General features: G+C 58.3%; 23 protein-coding genes. 17 read left to right on the forward strand and 6 right to left on the reverse strand.

The window, feature by feature from the left end:
- Positions 1-68 precede the first annotated feature (68 nt).
- Entirely contained in the window at positions 69-362 is a 294-nt protein-coding gene (locus tag BEN47_RS21820; protein ID WP_204378335.1) for a hypothetical protein, read from the reverse strand.
- A gap of 181 nt (positions 363-543) precedes the next feature.
- On the opposite strand from BEN47_RS21820, the gene BEN47_RS14730 reads away from it, so the two are divergent.
- From BEN47_RS14730 to BEN47_RS14750, 5 genes are all read left to right on the forward strand, one after another.
- Positions 544-1,608, forward strand: a complete 1,065-nt coding sequence (locus tag BEN47_RS14730; RefSeq protein WP_070729191.1) for a Fic family protein — start codon at positions 544-546, stop codon at positions 1,606-1,608.
- Between the two features lie 405 nt (positions 1,609-2,013).
- Positions 2,014-2,385: an ArsR/SmtB family transcription factor gene (locus BEN47_RS14735; protein ID WP_070729226.1), complete on the forward strand. Its 372-nt coding sequence runs from the start codon at positions 2,014-2,016 to the stop codon at positions 2,383-2,385.
- Positions 2,382-3,002, forward strand: coding sequence for a mercuric transport protein MerTP (merTP, locus tag BEN47_RS14740; RefSeq protein ID WP_070729194.1), 621 nt, complete (start codon positions 2,382-2,384; stop codon positions 3,000-3,002). Before BEN47_RS14735 ends, merTP begins: the two co-directional genes overlap by 4 nt.
- Positions 3,003-3,012: 10 nt before the next feature.
- Positions 3,013-3,243, forward strand: coding sequence for a GDCCVxC domain-containing (seleno)protein (locus tag BEN47_RS14745; RefSeq protein WP_070729196.1), 231 nt, complete (start codon positions 3,013-3,015; stop codon positions 3,241-3,243).
- A gap of 27 nt (positions 3,244-3,270) precedes the next feature.
- Positions 3,271-4,323 carry a DUF1259 domain-containing protein gene (locus BEN47_RS14750; RefSeq protein WP_070729197.1) on the forward strand — a complete coding sequence of 351 codons (1,053 nt, stop codon included), beginning with the start codon at positions 3,271-3,273 and terminating at the stop codon, positions 4,321-4,323.
- A 183-nt stretch (positions 4,324-4,506) separates the two neighbouring features.
- Here the strand turns inward: BEN47_RS14750 and BEN47_RS14755 are convergent, their stop codons facing one another.
- From BEN47_RS14755 to BEN47_RS14765, 3 genes are all read right to left on the reverse strand, one after another.
- Positions 4,507-4,764, reverse strand: a complete 258-nt coding sequence (locus BEN47_RS14755; protein ID WP_070729200.1) for a hypothetical protein — start codon at positions 4,762-4,764, stop codon at positions 4,507-4,509.
- 290 nt (positions 4,765-5,054) lie between these two features.
- Complete coding sequence (locus BEN47_RS14760; protein ID WP_083322454.1) at positions 5,055-5,915, reverse strand: hypothetical protein; 861 nt, start codon at positions 5,913-5,915, stop codon at positions 5,055-5,057.
- A gap of 66 nt (positions 5,916-5,981) precedes the next feature.
- The gene (locus BEN47_RS14765; protein ID WP_070729202.1) at positions 5,982-6,455 is read right to left on the reverse strand and encodes a hypothetical protein; all 474 of its coding nucleotides are present in this window, start codon (positions 6,453-6,455) and stop codon (positions 5,982-5,984) included.
- 489 nt (positions 6,456-6,944) lie between these two features.
- On the opposite strand from BEN47_RS14765, the gene BEN47_RS14770 reads away from it, so the two are divergent.
- Complete coding sequence (locus BEN47_RS14770; RefSeq protein ID WP_070729204.1) at positions 6,945-7,490, forward strand: cupin domain-containing protein; 546 nt, start codon at positions 6,945-6,947, stop codon at positions 7,488-7,490.
- Positions 7,491-7,514: 24 nt separating this feature from the next.
- A complete protein-coding gene (locus BEN47_RS22715) occupies positions 7,515-8,318 on the forward strand; it encodes an FAD-dependent oxidoreductase (protein WP_070729206.1) in 804 nt (267 codons plus the stop codon).
- A gap of 217 nt (positions 8,319-8,535) precedes the next feature.
- Here BEN47_RS22715 and BEN47_RS21525 read toward each other — a convergent pair whose 3' ends face one another.
- Both BEN47_RS21525 and BEN47_RS21060 read right to left on the reverse strand, forming a co-directional pair.
- On the reverse strand, positions 8,536-8,736 hold the full coding sequence (locus BEN47_RS21525; RefSeq protein WP_125921703.1) for a hypothetical protein: 201 nt from the start codon (positions 8,734-8,736) through the stop codon (positions 8,536-8,538).
- A 36-nt stretch (positions 8,737-8,772) separates the two neighbouring features.
- On the reverse strand, positions 8,773-9,168 hold the full coding sequence (locus BEN47_RS21060; RefSeq protein ID WP_125921704.1) for a hypothetical protein: 396 nt from the start codon (positions 9,166-9,168) through the stop codon (positions 8,773-8,775).
- A gap of 1,036 nt (positions 9,169-10,204) precedes the next feature.
- Here BEN47_RS21060 and BEN47_RS14780 point away from each other — a divergent pair.
- The 10 genes from BEN47_RS14780 (at position 10,205) to BEN47_RS14825 (ending at position 20,067) form a co-directional block, all read left to right on the forward strand.
- The gene (locus BEN47_RS14780; RefSeq protein ID WP_070729208.1) at positions 10,205-10,777 is read left to right on the forward strand and encodes a DUF7677 family protein; all 573 of its coding nucleotides are present in this window, start codon (positions 10,205-10,207) and stop codon (positions 10,775-10,777) included.
- A 349-nt stretch (positions 10,778-11,126) separates the two neighbouring features.
- Entirely contained in the window at positions 11,127-11,645 is a 519-nt protein-coding gene (locus BEN47_RS14785; protein WP_125921705.1) for a hypothetical protein, read from the forward strand.
- A 1,053-nt stretch (positions 11,646-12,698) separates the two neighbouring features.
- Positions 12,699-13,457, forward strand: a complete 759-nt coding sequence (locus BEN47_RS14790; protein ID WP_070729211.1) for a ParA family protein — start codon at positions 12,699-12,701, stop codon at positions 13,455-13,457.
- On the forward strand, positions 13,454-13,831 hold the full coding sequence (locus BEN47_RS14795) for a hypothetical protein (RefSeq protein ID WP_070729213.1): 378 nt from the start codon (positions 13,454-13,456) through the stop codon (positions 13,829-13,831). The genes BEN47_RS14790 and BEN47_RS14795 overlap by 4 nt, the downstream gene beginning before the upstream one ends.
- Positions 13,832-14,470: 639 nt before the next feature.
- On the forward strand, positions 14,471-15,760 hold the full coding sequence (locus tag BEN47_RS14800) for a replication initiation protein (protein ID WP_070729215.1): 1,290 nt from the start codon (positions 14,471-14,473) through the stop codon (positions 15,758-15,760).
- Between the two features lie 111 nt (positions 15,761-15,871).
- A complete protein-coding gene (locus tag BEN47_RS14805; protein WP_070729218.1) occupies positions 15,872-16,315 on the forward strand; it encodes a hypothetical protein in 444 nt (147 codons plus the stop codon).
- Positions 16,316-17,272: 957 nt separating this feature from the next.
- Positions 17,273-18,133, forward strand: coding sequence for a DUF2911 domain-containing protein (locus BEN47_RS14810; RefSeq protein ID WP_070729219.1), 861 nt, complete (start codon positions 17,273-17,275; stop codon positions 18,131-18,133).
- A gap of 180 nt (positions 18,134-18,313) precedes the next feature.
- A complete protein-coding gene (locus tag BEN47_RS14815; RefSeq protein WP_070729220.1) occupies positions 18,314-19,018 on the forward strand; it encodes a DoxX-related protein in 705 nt (234 codons plus the stop codon).
- A 48-nt stretch (positions 19,019-19,066) separates the two neighbouring features.
- Positions 19,067-19,375, forward strand: coding sequence for a transposase (locus tag BEN47_RS14820; protein WP_070729222.1), 309 nt, complete (start codon positions 19,067-19,069; stop codon positions 19,373-19,375).
- Positions 19,372-20,067: an IS3 family transposase gene (locus BEN47_RS14825; RefSeq protein WP_070729224.1), complete on the forward strand. Its 696-nt coding sequence runs from the start codon at positions 19,372-19,374 to the stop codon at positions 20,065-20,067. Before BEN47_RS14820 ends, BEN47_RS14825 begins: the two co-directional genes overlap by 4 nt.
- The last annotated feature ends 86 nt before the right edge of the window (positions 20,068-20,153 follow it).

A 20,153-nucleotide genomic window follows, 5' to 3' on the forward strand; every position in this document is an offset into this window, starting at 1 on the left:
TAGTCGGTTGTAGTCGGGCGCAACGAGAATCTTGTAAGGTGTGGTAACCTCAAAATTCTCGCGCCTGGCTACAACTTCCTTATTTTCCGGATAGGCTCTAAGTACACCTCGTAGGGGCGCTGCCTGATAATATTTCCTTTACCGTAAATGGAAAACAGCAACGGTTCCATCATGGCAGTGGCCACGGCTTTGGTGGGTAGCAGAGATTTGTAGAACGGTGTTTGGGGAACTGCACTTATGACGCGCTGCACTTGCTGCCGGGCGTGAGCTTCACCTAGCTTACTATGGCTCGATTTCTGGCCACAAGAAGGCAGGGCGAACAGGCAGAGGACACCAGCCAAAACAGATACAGCGAAATTCATCGATGCGAAGAAGACTTGGAAACGAAAGAAAGGTAAGTATACCCTCGTTTTATTGAACGGGCACGACCCTTTGTAAAGAAAAAGGGGGTCCTTTTTATAAAGCCCGTTGGCTTTATAAAGAAAAATCAAGTTTCTTTACAAAGCCAACGGGCTTTATCCGTGGCGCTTTCGCCTTCCCGTCATGCCGACTGCCTGGCAACCTTCCGTGCTTCCGCCAACGAGTGAGCTGGAGACGCGCGCTGTGCTGAAAAAGCTGCCGGCGGCGCACCGGGCCTTGGCCGAGCTCAAGGGCCTAGTGGCCGCCATCCCCAACGAGAGCATTCTACTCGACACGCTGCCGCTCCAAGAGGCGAAGGACAGTTCCGCCATTGAAAACATCATCACCACCCACGACGAACTCTTCAACGCCGAGCTGCAGTTGGGCGACTCGCACGCGGCCAAGGAGGTGCAGCGCTACGCCTCGGCCCTGCGGCTCGGCACGGCGCTGGTGAAGCAGTACGGGTTTCTGAGCACCAACCACATTGCCCAAATCCAAGAAGAATTGAAGCGCGACCGCGGGGGCTACCGCAAGCTACCGGGCACGGCCCTAAAAAACCAACGGGGCGAGGTGGTGTACACGCCCCCGCAGGACCCGGCCGTGATTCTGGACCTGATGGACAACCTGGCGCAGTACTTCAACGACGATTCGCTGCACGACGTGGACCCGCTGGTGAAAATGGCGGTGCTCCACTTTCAGTTCGAGAGCATTCACCCGTTTTACGACGGCAACGGCCGCACCGGGCGCATCCTCAACATCCTCTACCTGGTGCTCAAGGGCTTGCTCGACATCCCCGTACTGTACCTGAGCCGGTTCATCACCCAGCACAAAGCCGACTATTACCACCACCTTCAAGCGGTGCGCGACACCGGGGAATGGGAGCCGTGGCTGCTGTACTTGCTCACCGGCGTCGAGCAAACGGCCCGCGAGAGCATCGCCCTGATTACGGCCCTGCGCGCCTTGATGCAGGACACGAAGCAGCGGCTGCGCCCGTACAAGTTTTATAGCCAGGACCTGCTCAACAACTTGTTCCGTCATCCCTACACCCGCATCGAATTCGTGCAGCAGGAACTGCACGTGAGCCGGCCCACGGCGGCCGGCTACCTGAACCAGTTGGCCGCGGACGGCGTGCTGGTCAAGCAAAAGCATGCCAACTCGAACTACTACGTCAACCAGCCCCTGTTCGACCTACTTGCCCGGCTGGGGTAGCCCGCGCTGCTGTGCGGAGGTGAACGCCGAAGCACCGAGTCATTCAAAATCACCGTTTTCCTAAACTCTTGATTTGCCAGAGGAAGTGCTTAAGCAGGTGCGCTTATACTCTTCACGGCACCCTTCAACTCCAACTCCAACTCCATCCCGTCTACCGTCATTCTCGGCCCCGATGGCCAGGTAGCGGCCCGCCACGACGGCATGGCCGAGTACGACACCCCGGAATTCAAGACAGCCCTGGAAAAGCTGGCCCTCCAATAGGCTCCTGGCTTTGCCCCGGCCTCTAATGAGCTGGCTCTGTTAAAAAGAGGCCAGCATTTCCGTGTCAGTCAGATAGGTAAACTCCTGATGCGTACTTTAGCATTTGCTTAAATACAACAGGTGCCTTTCGTGCCGCCCTATTTCATGAATTCCACCCCTTGCGTCCGGGTCTTTGCCAACGCCGACCATATCCAGCAGTGTCAAGCGCGCCTGACCCGAGTCGCCCCCGCCCTCAGCTCGCTGGCTGCGGTACTGGCCCTGGCCGGCAACGAAGTGCGCCTGCAACTGCTCTTCCTGCTCGCCGACGAGCAGCTGTGCGTGTGCGACTTGGCCGACGTGCTGCGAATGACCGTTTCCGCCGTATCACAGCACCTGCGCAAGCTCAAAGACGGCGGCTTGGTCACGGCCCGCAAAGTGGGCCAAACCGTGTTTTACTCCCTCAATGCCGAGCACCTGCCCGTGCTCCAGCCCCTGCTGGCCCGCCTCGCCACTACCCAACCCGAACCGGCTCAATGAACAGCGCCCCCGCCCCGCTCTCCAAGTCCTTGTTTGGCGCCGGCCTGCTGGCTGCCCTGGCCGCTTCGCTTTGCTGCATCACTCCGCTGCTGGCCGTGGTCGGCGGGCTCGGGGGCGCCGCCAGTTCTTTCGCCTGGCTCGAACCCTATCGCCTCTATCTAGTAGCCCTGACCGTGGCCGTGCTCGGCTTCGCCTGGTACCGCCAGCTGCACCCCGCGCCTACAGCCGACTGCTGCGTTGTGTCCGAGAAAAGGCCCCTGATGCAGACCACTGCTTTTCTCGGCGCCGTCACCGTACTCGCCGCGCTGCTGCTGGCCTTTCCTTACTACGGGGCCACGCTCTACCCCACGGCCAAGCCCAGTGCCCCGGCCGTTGCCGCCAATGAGGCTGCCCCCGTGTGGCAGACCACAGCCTACCGCATTAGCGGCATGACCTGCGAGGCCTGCGCCCGCCACGTCGAAAGCGCCGTGCAGCAAGTGCCCGGGGTGCAAACCGTGGCCGTGTCCTACGACCAGGCCACCGCCCGGGTACGCTTCAACGCTGCCCACGCCCAGGCAGCCCAAGTCGAAAGCGCCATCAACCGCACCGGCTACCACGTCCAGAACCCCACCCGTTAAACGCCGCCCCATGGCCCCGACCCAACCCGTTACCCTGACCTCCGTGCTCACCTGCCCGGTGTGTCAGCACGCGCAGGCCAAGCAGATGCCCACCGACGCTTGCCAGTGGTTCTACGAATGTCCCAGCTGCCACACGGTGCTCAAGCCCCTGGCCGGCGACTGCTGCGTGTACTGCTCTTACGGCTCCGTACCGTGCCCGCCCATTCAAGCACAAGGCAAAGGCGCCTGCGGCGGCGGCTGATTCTATTTCACTTTCCCTATTGGCCCCATGACTTCTTCTAACGTCACCCGCCGCGCTGCCCTGCGCGCCGCCGCTGTCCTCGGCACCACCGCGCTGCTCAGCGGCCCCGAGGCCCTGGCGATGCCGGTTCCCGTCCTGCCCCCCGCTGGCAAAACCCCCGCGTTATCGGCGGCCGAAATGGCCGCCATTGAAGAGGCCATGGGCAAAAAAGGCACCTACGTGGAAGCGCAGGCCACACACACCACGCCGTTGCCCCGCAACGATTTGAAGGTGACAATAAAGGGCGAGCCCGTGCCCATTCCGTTGGGCTTCGGCGGCTGGGTGGCCATCAAGCACACCCTGGATGGCAAGTCCGCGATGCTGATGAGCGACACCGTGCTATTGCAGGAAGAAGTCAACCCGCTCATGTCGGCCGCCCTAGCGCAGGGCCTGGAAATCGGCGCTGTGCATAACCACTTCTTCTACGAGGAGCCGCGCATTTTCTACATGCACATCCACGGCATGGGCACCCCCGTCGAGCTGGCCCGCAAATTTGCCGCCGCACTCAAAGACTCAAAGCTGCTGCCGGCCAACCAGCCCAAGCCGGCGGGTGCGCCTGCCGCGGCCCAGGGCAACAACGCCACGCCCGCCGCCGGCCCGCCCACGGGCAAGGAACTGTTTGACTTGCCTGCCTTGGATAAGATTACCGCCAAGCAAGGCACTGTCAACGGGCCTACTTACAAATACACCGTGGGCCGCGACGACCTGCAGTCGGTGATGATGGGCACGGAAATGACCGCCGCCATTGGGCTCAATTCGTGGGCCGCCTTTGCCGGCAAGCAAGACGACGCGCACATTGCCGGCGACATTGCCATGCTGGAAGCCGAAGTAAACCCGGTTATTAGAGCCCTGCGCGCCCACAACCTCGAAGTGGTGGCCGTGCACAACCACATGCTCTTCGACCAGCCCCGCATGATGTTCCTGCACTACTACGGCCGGGGCCCGGCTGCGCAGCTGGCGACCGGCTTCCGCGCTGCCCTCGACCAGCTCGGCAAAGGCAAGCGCCTCGGCGGCATGGAAGCACCGGGCATGAAGCACTAGCGGTTGCGGCCTGCGCGCTGCTTTGGGAGGAACGAGCGGTTCCTCCCGGACCCTGATGCCCGCTGGTGAGATAGTATGGCTAGTGCGGTACGGCAACGGGCAAAATCGAACGGCCGCATAAAGGCCCGGCGGCACCAAGGTGCCGCCGGGCCAATCAGCTACGGAATCAATCGGAGGTAACGACTAGAAGCCGCCGTCTTTCACGCGCTGGCGAACCAGCTCCTTCAGCCGGTCGATGTTCTTCGTTTCCTGGGTTTTGAGCTCTTGCCAGAACTGCTTGCTGTCCGCCACGCCCCCCTGCTCGGCGTTGGCAATGTATTGGTCGTAGCGCCACAGGGCGTCGAGGCGGCTGCTGAGGTCGTGCACGAGGTCGTGGGCGTGGTTGGGCAAGCCCTTGGTTTTGCCGATGTGCTGCTCGGACTGGTCGTTGGGAGTGTTCATGAGAAAATGGAAGGGGGAAAGTGAATGGTAATTACTGAACGGGGAAAATCGGTTACCGTTGTGGGCGGCCCGCAACAAGTGCAGGTCGTTGGCCCGGCGGGCCACCTCTTGCGCGTGACGGCGCGAGGAGGCCGCCAGCAGTTCGGCTGGCCTTCGGCAATGTTTAGGTCAGCCAGGACGTAGAAGCACCGCTTGTACTTGCCCAGCAGCGGGGCCTGCTCGGCGGCCGGCGTGCCCAGGCAGCTGACGTGGCCGCGCAGGTGGGCAACGGCGATGAGCAGGGAACAGGCCTACAGTTTGACCACCAACCCGGCGCTGCCCCAACGCAGGGCCCCGGCGTTGCGGCCGTCGATGCGGGTGCCCCCGCCCAGCGAGAGGCCCGCAGGCCCGGCCACGGGCACGTACACCGAAACGCCCAGGTTGGTGGTGCTCACCCGGGTTTCGGGGAAGCGCGCCGGCGTGAAGCCGGGCCCGCCGATGTCGATGCCGCTGGTGGACGTCTGGTTGGTCAGCGAAGCGTCGGCGTAGAAGCGCGCGCCGGCGTAGCCCACCTTGGCCGCGAGCAGCACCGCGTCGGGCACCTGACTGGAGCGAAAGCTGTAGCCGCCCTGCCCGGTGGCAAACAGCCCGTTCGCCCGTTGGTACTGCAGCAGCAGCGAGGGGTTCAGGTGCGAGGACTGGTTGCCGATGCCGTAAATCAGGTTGGTGCGGTAGCTGCTCAGGGGCGTGCTGACGCCCACGGCGCCCGTGGCCGACAGGGTGCCGCCCCCGCAGGGTTTTCGGTACGCGTGCCACTGCACTACCGCGGCGCCGTTCTGCAGGTTTCGCTCGCGCACCTTCAGGTCGCTGTCCAGCCGCCGGCTCTGGGCGGAGATGTAGGGCAGGTTCACCACGACGTCCACCTGGTCGGTCACGCCGTAGGCCGCGTACAGGTTGACGCTCTCGATAACGATATCGTCGAGCTTGCGGATGGCAATGGGCGTTTTTTGGGTGCCCAGGTAAAACTGGTCGAAGCTTTCCCGGGTGTACGACAGCGCCACCGCGGCGCGGCCCTTGCCTTGGGCAAAGCCGCCAACCAGGTGCTGCGCAATTGCCGGTCCGGGCACCCACCACAGGGCGAGCAGCAGGAAGGGGAGTAGGAAGGTTTTCATGAAGCGCGTTTTGCCGCTAGTTGGTTTATTGTAAAGAGGTTACCTGCTCGCCCCGGCGGCGGTGCCTTAATTGGGGTGTTGGGCCTGCGTTTGCATCCCCAGGTTGCGCTGCCAGCTGTGCAACTCGTCGGCGTGCTGCTGGACGTAGGCGGCCAACCGCTCGGGCTGCTCCTGGCCCAGGTAGAAATCGGCCAGGGCGTAAAAGCACGTTTTGTAGTCGGTCAGCAGCTGCGCCCGGTAGCGGGTGGGCGTGCTCAGGTTGCCGATGAAGCGCCTTAGTTTGCCAAGCACCGCCAGCAGCACCGTCTCGGCCGGCGAGCCTTGTTTTAGATTGCGTAGGGCGGCAGCCCATCCCTGGCAGGCCGCCACGTACTGCCGCACCAGCGGCACCGCATCCGGCGTGAGCGGGCGCGTCGCGTTGGCTTTCGGCTGCAGGCCCACCACCAGCTCCGCGTACCGCCCGGCAGCGCGTTGGTAGTGGCCGTCCGCCAGCGACTGGTCGGCATGCTGCAGGTAAACTTGGCTTTCAGAATAGCTCATGGTGAGTGAATGAAGGGAGTAGCCAACTGGCCCCCAGGTTATAAATAAGATGGGCCCCAGCTGCACCGGACCACACCGACGGGGTGCGCGGCAAGTAGTAGGCCCACCCCCGGCGGCAGTTCCGGCGCATAAGCGGGGGAGGGTACCGGCCGGGTAAAACCGGAATCTGCCCCAAAGCTAGCCACAATTTTTAGACTAGTCTAAAAATTTATTTCGGGCATACTAAATTATGTGTTTTGCGAATAGCCTACACCGTGGACCTGAGCGGCGACACCTGCAAAAAAGCTTTATCAGCGCCAAGGCCATGTAGCCTCTCCCGGGCAGGCGGCCGAAGAGGGGCTACCAGGTATAAAGCACCCCAGCAATTAAGTGCAGGGGCCGTGACACGGAAACAACGTTTCCGCCCCGACCCCCGCACTTAATTGCGCAAGTGACGTATCCAAAAAAAAAGTTAAGCTGTCTGATTTCTCATTTCTTTTTTCAATTAATATGGCGCACGTAACGAGCATTGAAGGCGCAGCTGCTGCTTGGGAAACCTATAGCGAAGGCGTGGAAAAACAGGTTTTGCGGGCCGAAGGGGGTGACTCTCGGGTGCTCCTGCGCATTGCGGCCGGCCAGGGCTACCCCGTACACGCGCACGCCGTACCGGACGAAGTATTTGTGGTGGACGGCACCTACGTGGACCCGGGCGTGGAGCAAGGGCGCGCGTTCGGCCCCGGGTCTTATCTGCATTACCCGGCGGGCACCGAGCACAACGCCACTAGCCCGACCGGCTGCACCATCCTGGTCTGGAGCACCAAGGCACCCGTGAAAACGGCCGGCGAGTTGCTCGGCAACCCCGACGCGCTGGTGCTCCACGGGGGCAGCGTCATTACTGGCCCCGACGGGGCCATTGTGGCCGGCCCGGTGTACGACGTGGAAATCATCCTGACGGCCGAAATTGACTGGGCCCGCGTTCCCGAAGAGCAGATGGCACTGGACGTCGCCGGCCACTACGCCCGACCCGACGTACGCGGACCCACCGGGCCGCGTTGATTGCGGGCCGGCTTTTTCCTGCCCATGACGCCCGCTCGTTCTTTTCCTGATAACGCCGTGCGGCCGGTGCTCGTCGTGGGGGCCGGGCTCGCCGGGCTCACCGCCGCCCGGGTCCTGCTTGCCGCGGGCGTGCCGGTGCGGGTGCTCGAAGCCCGCGACCGGGTGGGCGGACGCACCTGGGCCGTCCCGGCCTTGTCGGATGGTGGGGAGGACAGCTTGCTCGACCTGGGCGCCACCTGGGGCTGGGACCACCACCCGCACCTGAGGCAACTGCTCGGCGAACTGGGCATTCGGCCCTTCGTGCAGCCCAGCGCCGGGGCCACGGCTTACCAGACCCCGCAGGGGGTGCACCGGCTGCCCCACCCGTCGGGGTCCACCGGCTACCTGCGCTTCGCGGGCGGCGCCGCGGTGCTGTGCCGCACCCTGGCCGGGCAGCTGCCAGCGCATAGCCTGGAGTTGAACACCCGCGTGACGCAGCTCCGCCGGTTGCCCAACGGCCAGGGCATCGAAGTCCAAGCGGAGCAGGGCGAAAGCCCCCGAACGTACGCGGCGGCGGCGGCGGTGCTGGCGTTGCCGCCGCGGCTGGTGGCGCACCGCGTCGCCTTTGACCCGGTTCTATCCGCTGAGCTGCTGCAGACGCTGCGCGAAGTGCCCACGTGGATGAGCCACGCCATGAAATGCGTGGTGGTGGCCTTGGTTAAAAGTTTGGTACAAAGGTTAAACGAGCGGCTGCTCGGTGGGCGTGTCAACGCGTCTTACTGCGCGACGGCCGGAGCCAGAAAGGTGCACCTTGTCGCCCCCATCGACAGGGAGCTGTTATGCAGGTAGAAAGGGGGCCGGAAAGTGGAGCCATTTACGTATCCAGCTGGCCCAACCTTGTTGACCTGTTTGGCTCGCTGGAGAGATTGCTATCGCTCACCCTTCAGAGGGAGTTTGACTTCTCCGGGAAACCCTGTAAAACCCCACTCATTTGATGTAGGGGTAGTATGGGGTGGTCAAGTGGAAGCCGATTGTCAGCCCGTCGTTTAACCTTTGTACCAAACTTTTAACCAAGGCCATAATTTTGGGTATGCTGCTCGATACGGAGCCACTTCTGATAAATGTCTGGGTGATATTTTTTTAATTTTTCAATCTCAAAAGCAGAACCGCAACGATTTTGCTCCGACTTAGGGTTGGGTTGCGCCCACCCGGTTCGAGACCCACAAATCAATGAAAGTAGGACTACCGCAAGTAAAAATTGTTTCATTTGGCATATGTTATGAAATGAGAAAATTCGCGCTTATTACTTCCCTGTTGTCGAGGGTCGGATATCGTCGATTTCTAGCTTATAACCAAATGAACTTCTGAGCGTGGGGAAAGTCGTTAGCCCGTAACAGCTTTTCTTACGGCCTGTTAGCAGCACACGAAGTCCTTCAACTTGATACTGTACCGGCAAAGGGGTGGATGGGACCAAGTAGTTGTCTAATAGAAAACTGCCCTTACTTATGTCTAAGGAGTCTACAATTAAGCAATAAGTATCTGGCTGTGTTCTGGTCACAATGGCTTCTTTGTTTTGATAAGAAGCCAAAATTCGCTCGTTATCGCAGCTTTGACTAGGAATACTGCTTGTGTCTTTTTCACACCCTGCCCCTGCAGCTGCCCCAAAAATCAATAAAGGGGATATTATCAAGAATTTCATGGTAAGTGGGTTTAGTGTTTTTGAAGAACTTTAGACCTGCGACTTAGGCATGACCCTAGTAACAGCTGTTTAGTTGCGTGGGTAGGGTTGATTTTAGTAACCTAGTCGGAGTCGAATTAATGTCAGTCAATACTTTGGTAACCAGATGTTTTGCCATTTTTTAGACGTGCCCTATCCCACGTCTTCGGAGACGGTCGTTGTGTCGTAAGCAAACCCCTACCCCGGTGCATGCCTGTATCCGGTGAAATGGAATGGGTGCTAAAACCCGAAAAAACGGGTGAGAAACCCCAAAGAGAGGGTTCTGCTGGGGGCGCAACGGGCAGACATGGCGCGAGCCGGAAACCGGCGGGTGCCACCAGTGCGAACCGGAAACGCCCGGACAACGCCGGGGCCGGTTACGCAAGCAGCACGGGGCTGCAGGCGAGGGTGAGAAGCGGGGTCCACGGCCCCGGTCAGGGTAAAAACCCTGTGGTGAGAAGGAAGAAGGTGGCGCAAACAAACGAACCAATCCGGAGAAAAACTAATTATTTTGATGTTGCTGGCAATTAGGGAGAAACAACAACAGCCGCTGGCCTCAAAGCAGGCCGGTGCTTTATGGGTAGTGGTCTAGACGCAGCGGTTTGTGCAGGGGCAACAAGGGCCCCGATGGGGGCAAGCCGGCGGCGACCGGCAACCCCGGGCAAAGCGGGCGGTCAACCAGCCGCCTTCCCGGCAAAGTGCCACGCCGGCGGCGCCCCGAGAAGCAACGCCGACCCGCACGGATTCCAAGACCGACCTTATAAGTAGGATTATGTAAAGTGATTATTCCGGGACAGGGCCCGCATTATTTGCACTTCCCCACTGCCCCCAAAATCCTGTTTGACCAGGCCCGGGAAAGCACCTGGTTTCGAGTTTACGAAACTCATCCCCTCAGCACGTTTCGTAAACTTTCAATCGTAGACGAGTTTCTTAAACTCGACCGGCCCGGCAATGGGCTATCAGCACCTGGTGGCGGGCAGCTGCGAGGAGTTTACCCAAAGGAGCGTTACTTTCAATCATGCGTTTACCTGATGATGACCCATTAGACATTCAGTGTTTTGTGTATTACCTCTTCAGGGGTAGTCTGCATTCCAAGCTGATTGGAGTGGATTACGTTTTCCGCTTGGTGCGTGAACCACAACTGCTCGAAAATGCCTTTCGGCTTTTCACAGAGGCGCTGCGGCAGCACGCTCCAGGCGGGCGGGCAGACAATCGAGCCACAGAATACTTGGTTGCCTACTTTGTGACACAGGACTTGGAGCAAGCGCAGACGCTGCTGGCCACGGCCCCTGTTGACCAGCCAGACGATGTTTACGCCCACTTTTTCCAGTTGGCCTGCCACTTCATTCACAACACCTTTGCTGACCCCATCCAATCGCCCCATTACTTGTTCGACCTTGATGGCTGCGGAACTGATGCGGTGCCCGCATTTGCCGTGTGGACCAATGTGGTAAACGCGCTGGCACCCGACGACGCCACGGCTTACGCACGTGCCTTGCGACGAGCTAATGACCGTGCGCGTGTGCAGTTAGACGGATACAGGCCGCAGGAGCCATTCTCCGAGTGGGAATGGGAGCAAGAAATCTACTAGCGTAGACTGGACACGAGCGCCACTTAGAAGGTTTAGCAAAAGGGTCGTGGCTGTTGCAGAACTCGGATGAAGGTCCAAAACGGTCTGATTCATACCCTGTAGAGGTGCAATAGGCCTGTTCAAGCGTGTTGACGGCCTGCTTTAAACGCCAAACGCCTAGTTACGGGGTCAAATTGGAGTTCTGCAACAGCCAAGGCCTTTGATGATGACGGTGGTGCGGTCTTTGTACTCGACTGATTTACCTCGGCCACCCTTTGACGGGTGCGGCCTCGCCTGATTTAAGTGACCCGGTATGCTTTACCTCTTGCCCTGGCTCTATTACACCGGCTTGCTGGCCGTCGTCGCCGCTTTGCCCCGGATAACGTCGCTGCGTCCGGGTGCCCTGCGCCGGGCCTGCGGGGCCGGGTGGGGGCTGGGCGCGTTGCTGCTGCTGGCCGACGTGGGGGAACTCCTGGTCTTCGCCAGCGGCGCCGAGGTCCCCTGGAGCTACCGGCCCTACGGCATGGTGAGCGGGGCCGGCGTGGGCACCAGCCTGGCGCTCGCGGGCCTGGTGCTGTGGGGCGCGCGCCGCTCCACCCGCGGGCGCACCGTGGCGGCGGCGTCGGGGGCGGCGGTGGTAGTGGTCAACGCGCTGCACCTCGTGGTCCTGAGCCAAGGGACCGTCAGCGAGCACGTGGGGGTGTTTACCCTGCGGGAAATCGCGTACTACAAACACTTGGCGACGGGGGCCAATCCAAACCAGTTGCTGGTCGTCACCCGGCAACCGTTTGCCGTCACGGTCCGGTGCGGGGCCGACAGCATGCGCTTGCCCACCGGGGTCGGGCTGTTCCAACTGCGGTTCGTGGAGAAACAACGAGCCGGTTTGTGAGCGCGGCGACCCGGCAAGCTCGCCGGCCACTTCCTGGGCCGGGCATCTATGAATTGGGGTTATGTGGAATACGACGGGCAATTATTCGCGATTGCGGTTATTGACGCCCTGAAATAATCATAGTAATTGCGGTTGCCTTTCCGCCGTTCGGCACTGGCTTAAGCGATTTAATAGCTGACTTAAAATTATTTTTGGCCGAACTAGGAAGCAGCTGCCTTCGAGGAGTTCGGCTGTTAGTGCGGTTTCAAAAAATTCGACTGTAGCTGTGGCAACTGCCCTGATGATTCCTGCTCTGCAGGCTTCTGCCGGGCGAGTAAGGCATTCATACGGGCGATATGGCTTTATCTGGCCAAGCGCTAGGGGAGTGAACTCCTTGCCGTAGGCAAGACTGGTAATCGGGCGCGACGCACCACTGGTTTTTGGGCGGCGCATTGGCAGAAATAGGCGGCCTCTTTCTCTCCTTCTTGCTTTGACCGCTTCAGGGTTTGGGGCCTCAAGTAATCGCGTTGACTATCACCAGCCAATAACGGCATTGCCTTCGACTTCTGGGGGTGCATCCGCATCCTTGAATCCGACTATGCGCCCCAGCCGCACCAGTGCACCCGGACACGCCATCACCGGTTGAAATGTGCTTAACGACTCTACGCAATGGAATCAGCCGCGCCCCTGCCCTGTCGTGGCCGCTCGCGGAAATTTTAGTTGCCGTGTGTCACGGCATTCGAGTTATACCCAGATGCTACAACGCAGTCTACAACATTTCCAGAATACCCAGAATTTTAAGAATATTTAGCAAATATGGAATACAAAAGAAGAGTAATTTTTCCCGGCGTATTCAGCATTCTCAACATTCTGAATAGTTTCAGATGCTGACGATTTCGTATAAACAGCATAATTTCAAACGATTGAATTTAAAATCAGTGTTGACTCACGAAAAAATGCTCAGCATACTGAAAATGTTAAGCATTTTTAGTATTACTGGCATGTACGGTATGCGCGGTATGCTCATTCGTGCCATAAGTTGTAATATTGCCGCCTCACCCTCTTTGCTACCTCATGAAAGTTATCACCTTTGCCAACCATAAGGGAGGAGTAGGCAAGACCACTTCCACGCTCACGGTCGGTCAGGAACTGGCCCGCCGCGGCCATCGGGTGCTGTTCTTGGACTGCGACCCGCAGCACAACCTGACCATGAGCTTTGCCGCCAACGTGGCGACCCACCTGGGCACCGTCATCAAAGGCGAGCGCACGCTCAAGCAAATCATCGTCGGGGTAGGGGAGGGGATGGGCCTGGCCGGTTCGGCCCGGGAACTGACGCAGCTCGAGAAGATACTGGGGCAGCAGCCCACCTACCAGTTTTTCCTGCGCGACCAGCTGGAGGAAGTAGCCGCCGACTACGACTACGTGCTCATTGATACGCCCCCCGCCCTCACCAGCCTCACCTACGCGGCCCTGGTGGCCAGCGACGCTGTGTTTATCCCTGTGCAGCCCGAGTTCTACGGCTACGAGGGCCTGACCACGCTGCTGGATGCCTGCGCCATCATGGGCAAAAACTTCAACCCCCGCCTGAAGGTCGGCGGCCTGTTCCTGACGAAGTACGCGGCGGGCTACCGCCTGGCGCTGCACCACGACGTGGTGGCCATCATGCGGGAAAACGCCGTGACGGGGCCGCTGCTCATGAACACCAGCATCCGGCAAAACGGCAAGCTGTCGGAAGCGCAGATTGAAAAACAAAACCTGTTTGCCTACGCGCCCACCAGCAACGGGGCCGAAGACTATGCCAACCTCACCACTGAAATCCTCGCCCGTCTATGAGCACCGGCCCTAAAAAGCGCTTTGGCAGCACGCTGACCCAGCCCGTTGCCCCCACTCCCGACGAGTTGATGTTCGGGGCCGTAAGCCCCCTGCCGGCGACTCCCGGCGCAGCTGCTATTTCAAGCCCCTCGGTGGACGTACCCGCCCCGGCCGGTCCCACCGGGCGCTGGGTGCCCTTTGGGTCCTACGTGCGCGACCAAACGTACCTGCAGCTCAAGCAGGCGGAATACTGGGAGCCCGGCTTCGAAATCCGGCAGTTTCTGGAAGACACCCTGCAGGCTGCCCTGGCGCAGTTGCCCGCCGCGCAGCGGACGCTGCCGGCCCCGGTGCTGGAAAAGTTGCTCAAAACCAACCGCAAGCTGCAGTCTCAGTAGCGGGACCATCGAGCAGGCTGCCTAGAGGCGATTGCCCAAGGGTCAGTTGCGGAGACTGCAGCGGCAGTAGCTTCTCAAGCTACTGCTGATATTGCACATTTTCATGAATTGAATTACTTTTTGCGATTTAATTGGAATGGGTTTTACGCTGGCATAAAATCACAACTTACTAATTACTAATACATAGTATAAAATAGTACAACCGCCTCGAAACAATTTTGCGTTTTGTGCTTTTTTTGACTTTTAAGCAAATGAGGTTGCTACAAAATAGACGCTTAAAAAAAACTCCCTAGCTAGTTGTTTTTTAAACTCAAATTATAATATTAGTATTACAGGCTCCAGAACGTATTGACAAACAATAATTTATGAGACCAGGTTGCTACAAAATAGACGCTAGGTTGCTACAAAATAGACGCTAGGTTACTACAAAATAGACGCTAGCAGATTCTAGGTTGCTACAAAAAGGACGCTACCGTCCCAAGTTGCTACAAAAAGGACGCGAGGTTGCTACAAGATAGACGCTAAGCGAGATTAGTTTGCTACAAAATAGACGCTGCCAGGCTCAGGTTGCTACAAAAAGGACGCTAGAATACTCCAAAATAAACAGCTATTGCTCTTCAGTGCCCCGACTTATCCCCCATGAAAAAGCCGCCCAAACAGAACGCCGACAAAATAGTAGCCCAGCACAATGCCCTCGTCAACGCGCGTTTCAGCTTCGTGCCCCTGCAGATGCGCCTGTTTTTGGCGCTGCTTGCCCGCATCAGCCTGGACGACACCGAATTCAAGGAGCACGTTATCCCGGTCAGCGAACTGCTGTTCGAGCGGCACGGCGGTTCGGCTTACCAGCAGCTTGACGAGATGTGCGACGACATCACCTCTTTTAAGCTGTACATTGAAATACTGGAGGACGGCACCCGCAAACGGCGACGGCGGCCCAAGTACGACTACATCCCGCTGATGGCCAAGGCGGGCTACGACGGGGACATGGGTGGGATAGTGGCGGCTTTCAATCCCCTCATCATGCCGTACCTGCTGCAGCTGCGCGAAAGCGGCAACTTCACCTTGGCCGACCTGGACGAGTTGCGCAAGCTGAAAAGCCCCAGCTCGGTGCGCATCTACTGGCTACTGAAAGAGTATTCGGACTTTGGGCAGCGAACCGTCACGCCGGAGCAGCTGCGCTTCATGCTCAACATCGCCGAGAACGAATACCCACGTTTTAGCAACTTCAAAGCGCGGGTGCTGGACCGGGCGCAGCTGGAACTGGCGCGCACCGACATGCCGTTTACCTACGAGCTGGAACGGCAGAACCAGTTGGTACAGCGCATCAAGTTCCTGTTCGGTTATGACACAGCCAACACCAGTTCAGATGAGCTGGCACAAACACGGGATGAACAGAATGTTGAAACAACCGAGCTTTCTCAACATTCTGAAAATGTTGAGAAAGCCACTGCCAAGGAGCCTGCCTGGGTTCAAGCATTACGGCTGATAGGGGTAAGCCTGCGCAGCATCAAGCAGATTACTCAGCAATTGGAAGCAAAGGAATACCCCCTTGAATACGTCGATTTTGTGTTGTCGCGCATTGGCAAGCAGCACCAACTGGGGAAAGTGAAGAAACCGGCGGGCGCGGTTTACAAAGCTCTGGTAGAGAAGTACCTGATAGAAGAATACTTGGCCGGACAACAAGCCCCCAAGGTGATTCCAGTCAAAAAGACCAGCGTTGCCATTAAGACCAAAAGGCCACTGCTGGAAGAAGTTGCTTTTCCGTTGCGGGAAGTGCGGGATATGTACGAGAACCCCGGGCCGTTTCTGAAACGACAGCTGCAGGCACCCACTTTTGAGCTGCATCTGGAGGCTGTTTATTTAAGTCAGGGATTCGCTCTTGTAAAGCGTGATGGGGAAGACTGGCTGGTTAAAACTGCTCTTTCCTAACCATTGGTAGGGGGGCCACCGTCAGCTCTTTAACAGCGGTGTCGGCAGCCAAACCCTAGGGGAGACTTCAAACAGAAATACGAGTCATTCTTTACCACCATCCAGATTTTAATGAGCCAAGCGCCGCTCGTCATTACGCCCGTCCACATCCAGCGGGCAAAAGCAGCCCTGCACGATGCCGGCATTCCGGTGGCAGTGGGTAATCAGGCCTTGGCCTTGGCCACCGCTTACTACAACCAAACCCCTCAGGTTAGCCAAACGGACGCCATGCGCCAAGAGCGCAACCGCGTTCAGGACGAACTGGAAAACGTCAGCAGCCAGCTACTGCATGAGCAACGCAGAACGCTTCGACTGGAAAGGGAGCTGGCAGTCGCGCTTAAACTGCCCAAAACGCATCAGAACAAGGCCTACAAGCTGCGTAAGCAGCTACGGGCGATACTTGCCGTACTGCAGCACCCCCAGGCGAAGGATACAACCAAGCTAAAGGGCATCGCTAAACTGGTCGTAAAGGCTTTAGAGGGGCAAGACGACTTAAATCAGCAAATTCTAGGGTAAATTTCTGAGGTGATTGAGATGGTCTAGCTAAGCCAGACAGGGTTAGGACGTTTTTTAAAGGTGGCTTTCAAAGTGGTTGGGCGAGGTAACCGGATGAAGAAAGACACACCCGGCGTTGTAATGTGCGGCATGGTGGCTGATTTCGAGCTTGGCTTCGACCAGACTAGGGAAGCTGTCGCCGTCGAGTAATTCAGCCTCGATACGGCTTCAAAACGGTTCGGCGTGGGCGTTATCGTAGCAGTTGCCGCGTCGGCTCATGCTTTACAGCGCGCCATGGTGGGCGACGAGGACTTTGAAGCGGGTGGCTCTACCTGGCTGCCTTGGTCGCAGTGGATGACGAGCCCAGCCGGGGGCCGTCAGGTATGATAAGCAGCCGGCGCCACGCGCAGCACGTGACAGAGCTGGCGCACAGGTACGTGGACGACGCGCCGGGCGATGTGCTGTTAGGTGCTCACCGGGTCGGTTAGCCAAAGGTTACCCACCGCAACGACTTAAAAAAACTCGTTACGGGTCCCTCTTGAGGTTTCTTGGCCGGACCATCACCTATCTGGTAAGTGGACTATAATAGCCTGTTGAGCCAAATTTAGCTTTGGGCATCCTATCCAGAGTGTGGTTGCCGCAAAAGCACTGCTCGCTTCTCATATCCAACGCTTTGATGACTCTTCTTCCTTTCTGCGCGGCTCACTGGGAGCAATGAAGTCTGAAATGCCCTTCCAGCGGCTCGCGGTTGCACGCCGCAAGTCTGTTGCCTCCGGGTTGGCATGCTGTACTGCGCGAACACCAAGCGGCTATTCACGGCCCTAGCGTGCAGTCAACACCTTATCCGCGAGAAATGACGGAGCGACAGTGATTTGCCCGAATGGGCTTCGAACGCTGAGCAGGTGTTGTTCAATGAGCCATCTAAACAGTTGCTCCTTTTCTGCCTTCTCATGCCACTTTTTTAACGGAGTAGTCATCATGAAAATCACCGCCTACTTGCTTTTTGCTGGCTTGCTGCTAACCACGGGTGTCCAGGCTCAAACCAAGCTGAGTATCCCGCCATTGAGCCCTCAAGCACACCTGCGTCAGCAATTCTCTACCTCCTACATCGATTTATCGTATTCAAGGCCGTCTCTACGCGGTCGAGTGGGATTTGGCAACCTCGTGCCCAATGGAACGGTGTGGCGCACTGGGGCCAATACCATCACCAAAGTGCGCTTTGGTGAAGAAGTAAAAATTGGCGGCCAAGCAGTACCGGCCGGTACCTATGCCTTGCTCACCATCCCTGGTGCCAAGGAGTGGACCTTGATTCTCAACCGCGACACCGCCCAATGGGGCGCCTACGAGTACAAGCCGGCTCTCGACGTATTGCGTACCACAGTCAAGCCTGGAAAGCTAGCCACTCCCGTCGAAACCATGATGCTAAATGTGGAAAATCTGCGTCCAGCTTCCGCCGACATTGTGCTAAGTTGGGAGCGTACTCAAGTGACCCTGGCCATCCTGGCAGACCCGGACCGCATAGTAATAGGCCAGATTCAGGAAGCCATGAAGGGCGCGGAAAAGCCTTACATGCAAGCCGCTCAGTACTATTTTAACACAGGCAAAGATTTGAATCCGGCCATAAGCTGGGTTGAAGAGTATATTAAAGCAAATCCTGCCAAATATTTTGGGTACTACCGGAAGGCAAAGCTGCTGCAGAAACAAGGCAGGAACCAGGAAGCCGTTGCCGCCGCCAACAAGTCGTTGGAGTTGGTGCAAACCGATAAAAATGAAGTATCAAAGGCCGAATACATGCATTTGAATCAGGAAATACTGGCCGCTGCAGTAAAGAAAAAGTAGGTTTTGGAGCAGACCATACCAATTTGAGGAGTCTGGTCTAACGACACGGTTTAAGGCACTGTCCCAAAGCAGTATGATGCTTAAAAGTTGGTCAAGTAATGATAGATATTGAGGGCCGCCAGCGTGTGGATGATTTGAATCTAAGGGCGTCGGACACGAAAGAAGATACCTCGCTCGACTATGCTACACCAAAACCAGCTCCTCGACCTTCAAACCACGGATACAAGCACCATCCTGAAGGCTAGCCGAATACTGTACGGTGTTGGCATGGCTGGCTTAGGCCTTCAGCAACTGGTTTCGGGTCGCCTGCTGCAGGCTTTGTTCCCTGCGTGGCCTTCTCCGATTCCCGGCCTTTCCCTGGGGGCCCGCTTGGTAGGAGCAGTGCTCGTCGCCGCCGGCGTAGCCGTTGTTCTAAACAGAAAAGCCCAACTGCTAACCCTTGTCCTGTTCGGGTTGCTGCTGGCTTTGTTATGCTTCAGCAGTATCCCCTACGAGCTAACTATCGACCCCTACAATAATTACATGGGCTCGTGGACGAATGTCCTCACTAATTTGGCATTAGCCGGAGGAGCATTGACAATTGCTGGCTCATATTCCGAAAAACTTCAACAAGGACTGACGGAAACGTATGGCAGTTGGGCGGAGAAAATCACTTCCGTTGGAAGGTTTTTCTTTTTGACTACCATCCTGATTTATGGCATCACCCATTTTCTGTACACCAAGCACCTGGTTCCGCTCGTACCGGGCTGGATTCCATTCCCCAGCTTCTGGATTTACTTCGCGGGGGTGGCACTCATTGGCGCGGGCAGCGCGATTGTCCTGGGCATCAAACGTCGGAAAATTGCCTTTTTGTTGGGCACGATGATATTTCTGTGGGTCTTTTGAGGTGGTCGGGTAAATATGGACAGAATAGGGTCTTATCTTTCGAATGTCATGAAAGACAGCTCCCAACCTGCTAAACGTCGGCGTTATGATGCCGCCTTCCGCGCCGAAGCGCTACGCTTGGCCGAGCAAAGCCGCTCGACTCAAGCCGCGGCCCGCGCCTTAAATATCAATGCCAAGCTACTCTACAAGTGGCAGAAAGAAGCCCTGACGCCCGCTGCAGCGGCTCGCGGGGCCGATTTGGACCCGGCTACGGCCGCCGAGTTGCGCCAGCTGCGGGCCTTGTCCCGGCGGCAGGCGCAGGAGCTGGCCATTTTAAAAAAAGCCATCGCCATCTTTTCAGCGACCGACACCCTATGAGCCGCTACCGCTTCATTGAGGAGCAGCGGAGCCAGTATCCGGTGCGCCTGCTTTGCCAGGTAGTGGCCGTGCCGGCCAGCGGCTACTATGCCTGGCACCACGCGCAACAGCTGGCCGTAGCTCCGTCAGAGCCGGCCTGGGAAACGGCCCTGGTCAAGGTCTTCGGGGTGCACAAGCGCTGCTACGGCACGCGCCGCCTGCAGGTCGCGCTGCGCAAAAAGGGCTACTGGGTGGGCCGTCAGCGCCTGCGCACGGCCATGCGCCGCCGGGGCCTGCGCGCGCTGCAACCTAAGGCCTTTACCCCGCGCACCACCGACTCGACGCACGGATTGCGCTGCGCTCCGAACCGGCTGCTGAACCAGCCCAAACCCACCCAGGCCAACCGGGTCTGGGTCAGTGACATCACCTACCTGCCGCTGGCAAATGGCGATTGGGCCTATCTGTGCGCTTTTCAGGACATAGCCAGCAAGCAAGTGGTAGGTTGGCAAGTCGGGGCCACGATGCCCGAGGAGTTGGTGACCCGCGCCTTGCAGCGCGCCTTTTGGTCGCAGCCGCCCGCCCCGGGCCTGCTCGTGCACTCCGACCGCGGCGGGCAGTACTGTGGCAATGCGTACCGACAACTGCTGCATGAGCACCAGGCCCTGCGCTCACAGAGCCGCCGCGGCGACTGCTACGATAATGGCCTTGGTTAAAAGTTTGGTACAAAAGTTAATCGGTGGCCTTGGCAGCTGCCGCCTTTCGGTGCGCGTGGATGACCACCTTTCGGTGGCGTAAGTAC

This window comes from Hymenobacter lapidarius (assembly GCF_001816145.1).
GTDB lineage: Bacteria > Bacteroidota > Bacteroidia > Cytophagales > Hymenobacteraceae > Hymenobacter > Hymenobacter lapidarius.

Excerpts from the sequence above, each read along its gene's own strand:
- BEN47_RS14755 (WP_070729200.1), bottom strand. The coding sequence starts at position 4,764 with ATGAACACTCCCAACGACCAGTCCGAGCAGCACATCGGCAAAACCAAG.
- BEN47_RS14730 (WP_070729191.1), top strand. The coding sequence starts at position 544 with ATGCCGACTGCCTGGCAACCTTCCGTGCTTCCGCCAACGAGTGAGCTG.
- BEN47_RS14780 (WP_070729208.1), top strand. The coding sequence starts at position 10,205 with ATGCGTTTACCTGATGATGACCCATTAGACATTCAGTGTTTTGTGTAT.
- BEN47_RS21820 (WP_204378335.1), bottom strand. The coding sequence starts at position 362 with ATGAATTTCGCTGTATCTGTTTTGGCTGGTGTCCTCTGCCTGTTCGCC.
- BEN47_RS14765 (WP_070729202.1), bottom strand. The coding sequence starts at position 6,455 with ATGAGCTATTCTGAAAGCCAAGTTTACCTGCAGCATGCCGACCAGTCG.
- BEN47_RS14760 (WP_083322454.1), bottom strand. The coding sequence starts at position 5,915 with ATGAAAACCTTCCTACTCCCCTTCCTGCTGCTCGCCCTGTGGTGGGTG.
- BEN47_RS14770 (WP_070729204.1), top strand. The coding sequence starts at position 6,945 with ATGGCGCACGTAACGAGCATTGAAGGCGCAGCTGCTGCTTGGGAAACC.
- merTP (WP_070729194.1), top strand. The coding sequence starts at position 2,382 with ATGAACAGCGCCCCCGCCCCGCTCTCCAAGTCCTTGTTTGGCGCCGGC.
- BEN47_RS14745 (WP_070729196.1), top strand. The coding sequence starts at position 3,013 with ATGGCCCCGACCCAACCCGTTACCCTGACCTCCGTGCTCACCTGCCCG.
- BEN47_RS21525 (WP_125921703.1), bottom strand. The coding sequence starts at position 8,736 with ATGAAACAATTTTTACTTGCGGTAGTCCTACTTTCATTGATTTGTGGG.
- BEN47_RS14795 (WP_070729213.1), top strand. The coding sequence starts at position 13,454 with ATGAGCACCGGCCCTAAAAAGCGCTTTGGCAGCACGCTGACCCAGCCC.
- BEN47_RS14750 (WP_070729197.1), top strand. The coding sequence starts at position 3,271 with ATGACTTCTTCTAACGTCACCCGCCGCGCTGCCCTGCGCGCCGCCGCT.
- BEN47_RS14735 (WP_070729226.1), top strand. The coding sequence starts at position 2,014 with ATGAATTCCACCCCTTGCGTCCGGGTCTTTGCCAACGCCGACCATATC.
- BEN47_RS14805 (WP_070729218.1), top strand. The coding sequence starts at position 15,872 with ATGAGCCAAGCGCCGCTCGTCATTACGCCCGTCCACATCCAGCGGGCA.
- BEN47_RS21060 (WP_125921704.1), bottom strand. The coding sequence starts at position 9,168 with ATGAAATTCTTGATAATATCCCCTTTATTGATTTTTGGGGCAGCTGCA.
- BEN47_RS14820 (WP_070729222.1), top strand. The coding sequence starts at position 19,067 with ATGAAAGACAGCTCCCAACCTGCTAAACGTCGGCGTTATGATGCCGCC.
- BEN47_RS14790 (WP_070729211.1), top strand. The coding sequence starts at position 12,699 with ATGAAAGTTATCACCTTTGCCAACCATAAGGGAGGAGTAGGCAAGACC.
- BEN47_RS22715 (WP_070729206.1), top strand. The coding sequence starts at position 7,515 with ATGACGCCCGCTCGTTCTTTTCCTGATAACGCCGTGCGGCCGGTGCTC.
- BEN47_RS14815 (WP_070729220.1), top strand. The coding sequence starts at position 18,314 with ATGCTACACCAAAACCAGCTCCTCGACCTTCAAACCACGGATACAAGC.
- BEN47_RS14800 (WP_070729215.1), top strand. The coding sequence starts at position 14,471 with ATGAAAAAGCCGCCCAAACAGAACGCCGACAAAATAGTAGCCCAGCAC.
- BEN47_RS14810 (WP_070729219.1), top strand. The coding sequence starts at position 17,273 with ATGAAAATCACCGCCTACTTGCTTTTTGCTGGCTTGCTGCTAACCACG.
- BEN47_RS14825 (WP_070729224.1), top strand. The coding sequence starts at position 19,372 with ATGAGCCGCTACCGCTTCATTGAGGAGCAGCGGAGCCAGTATCCGGTG.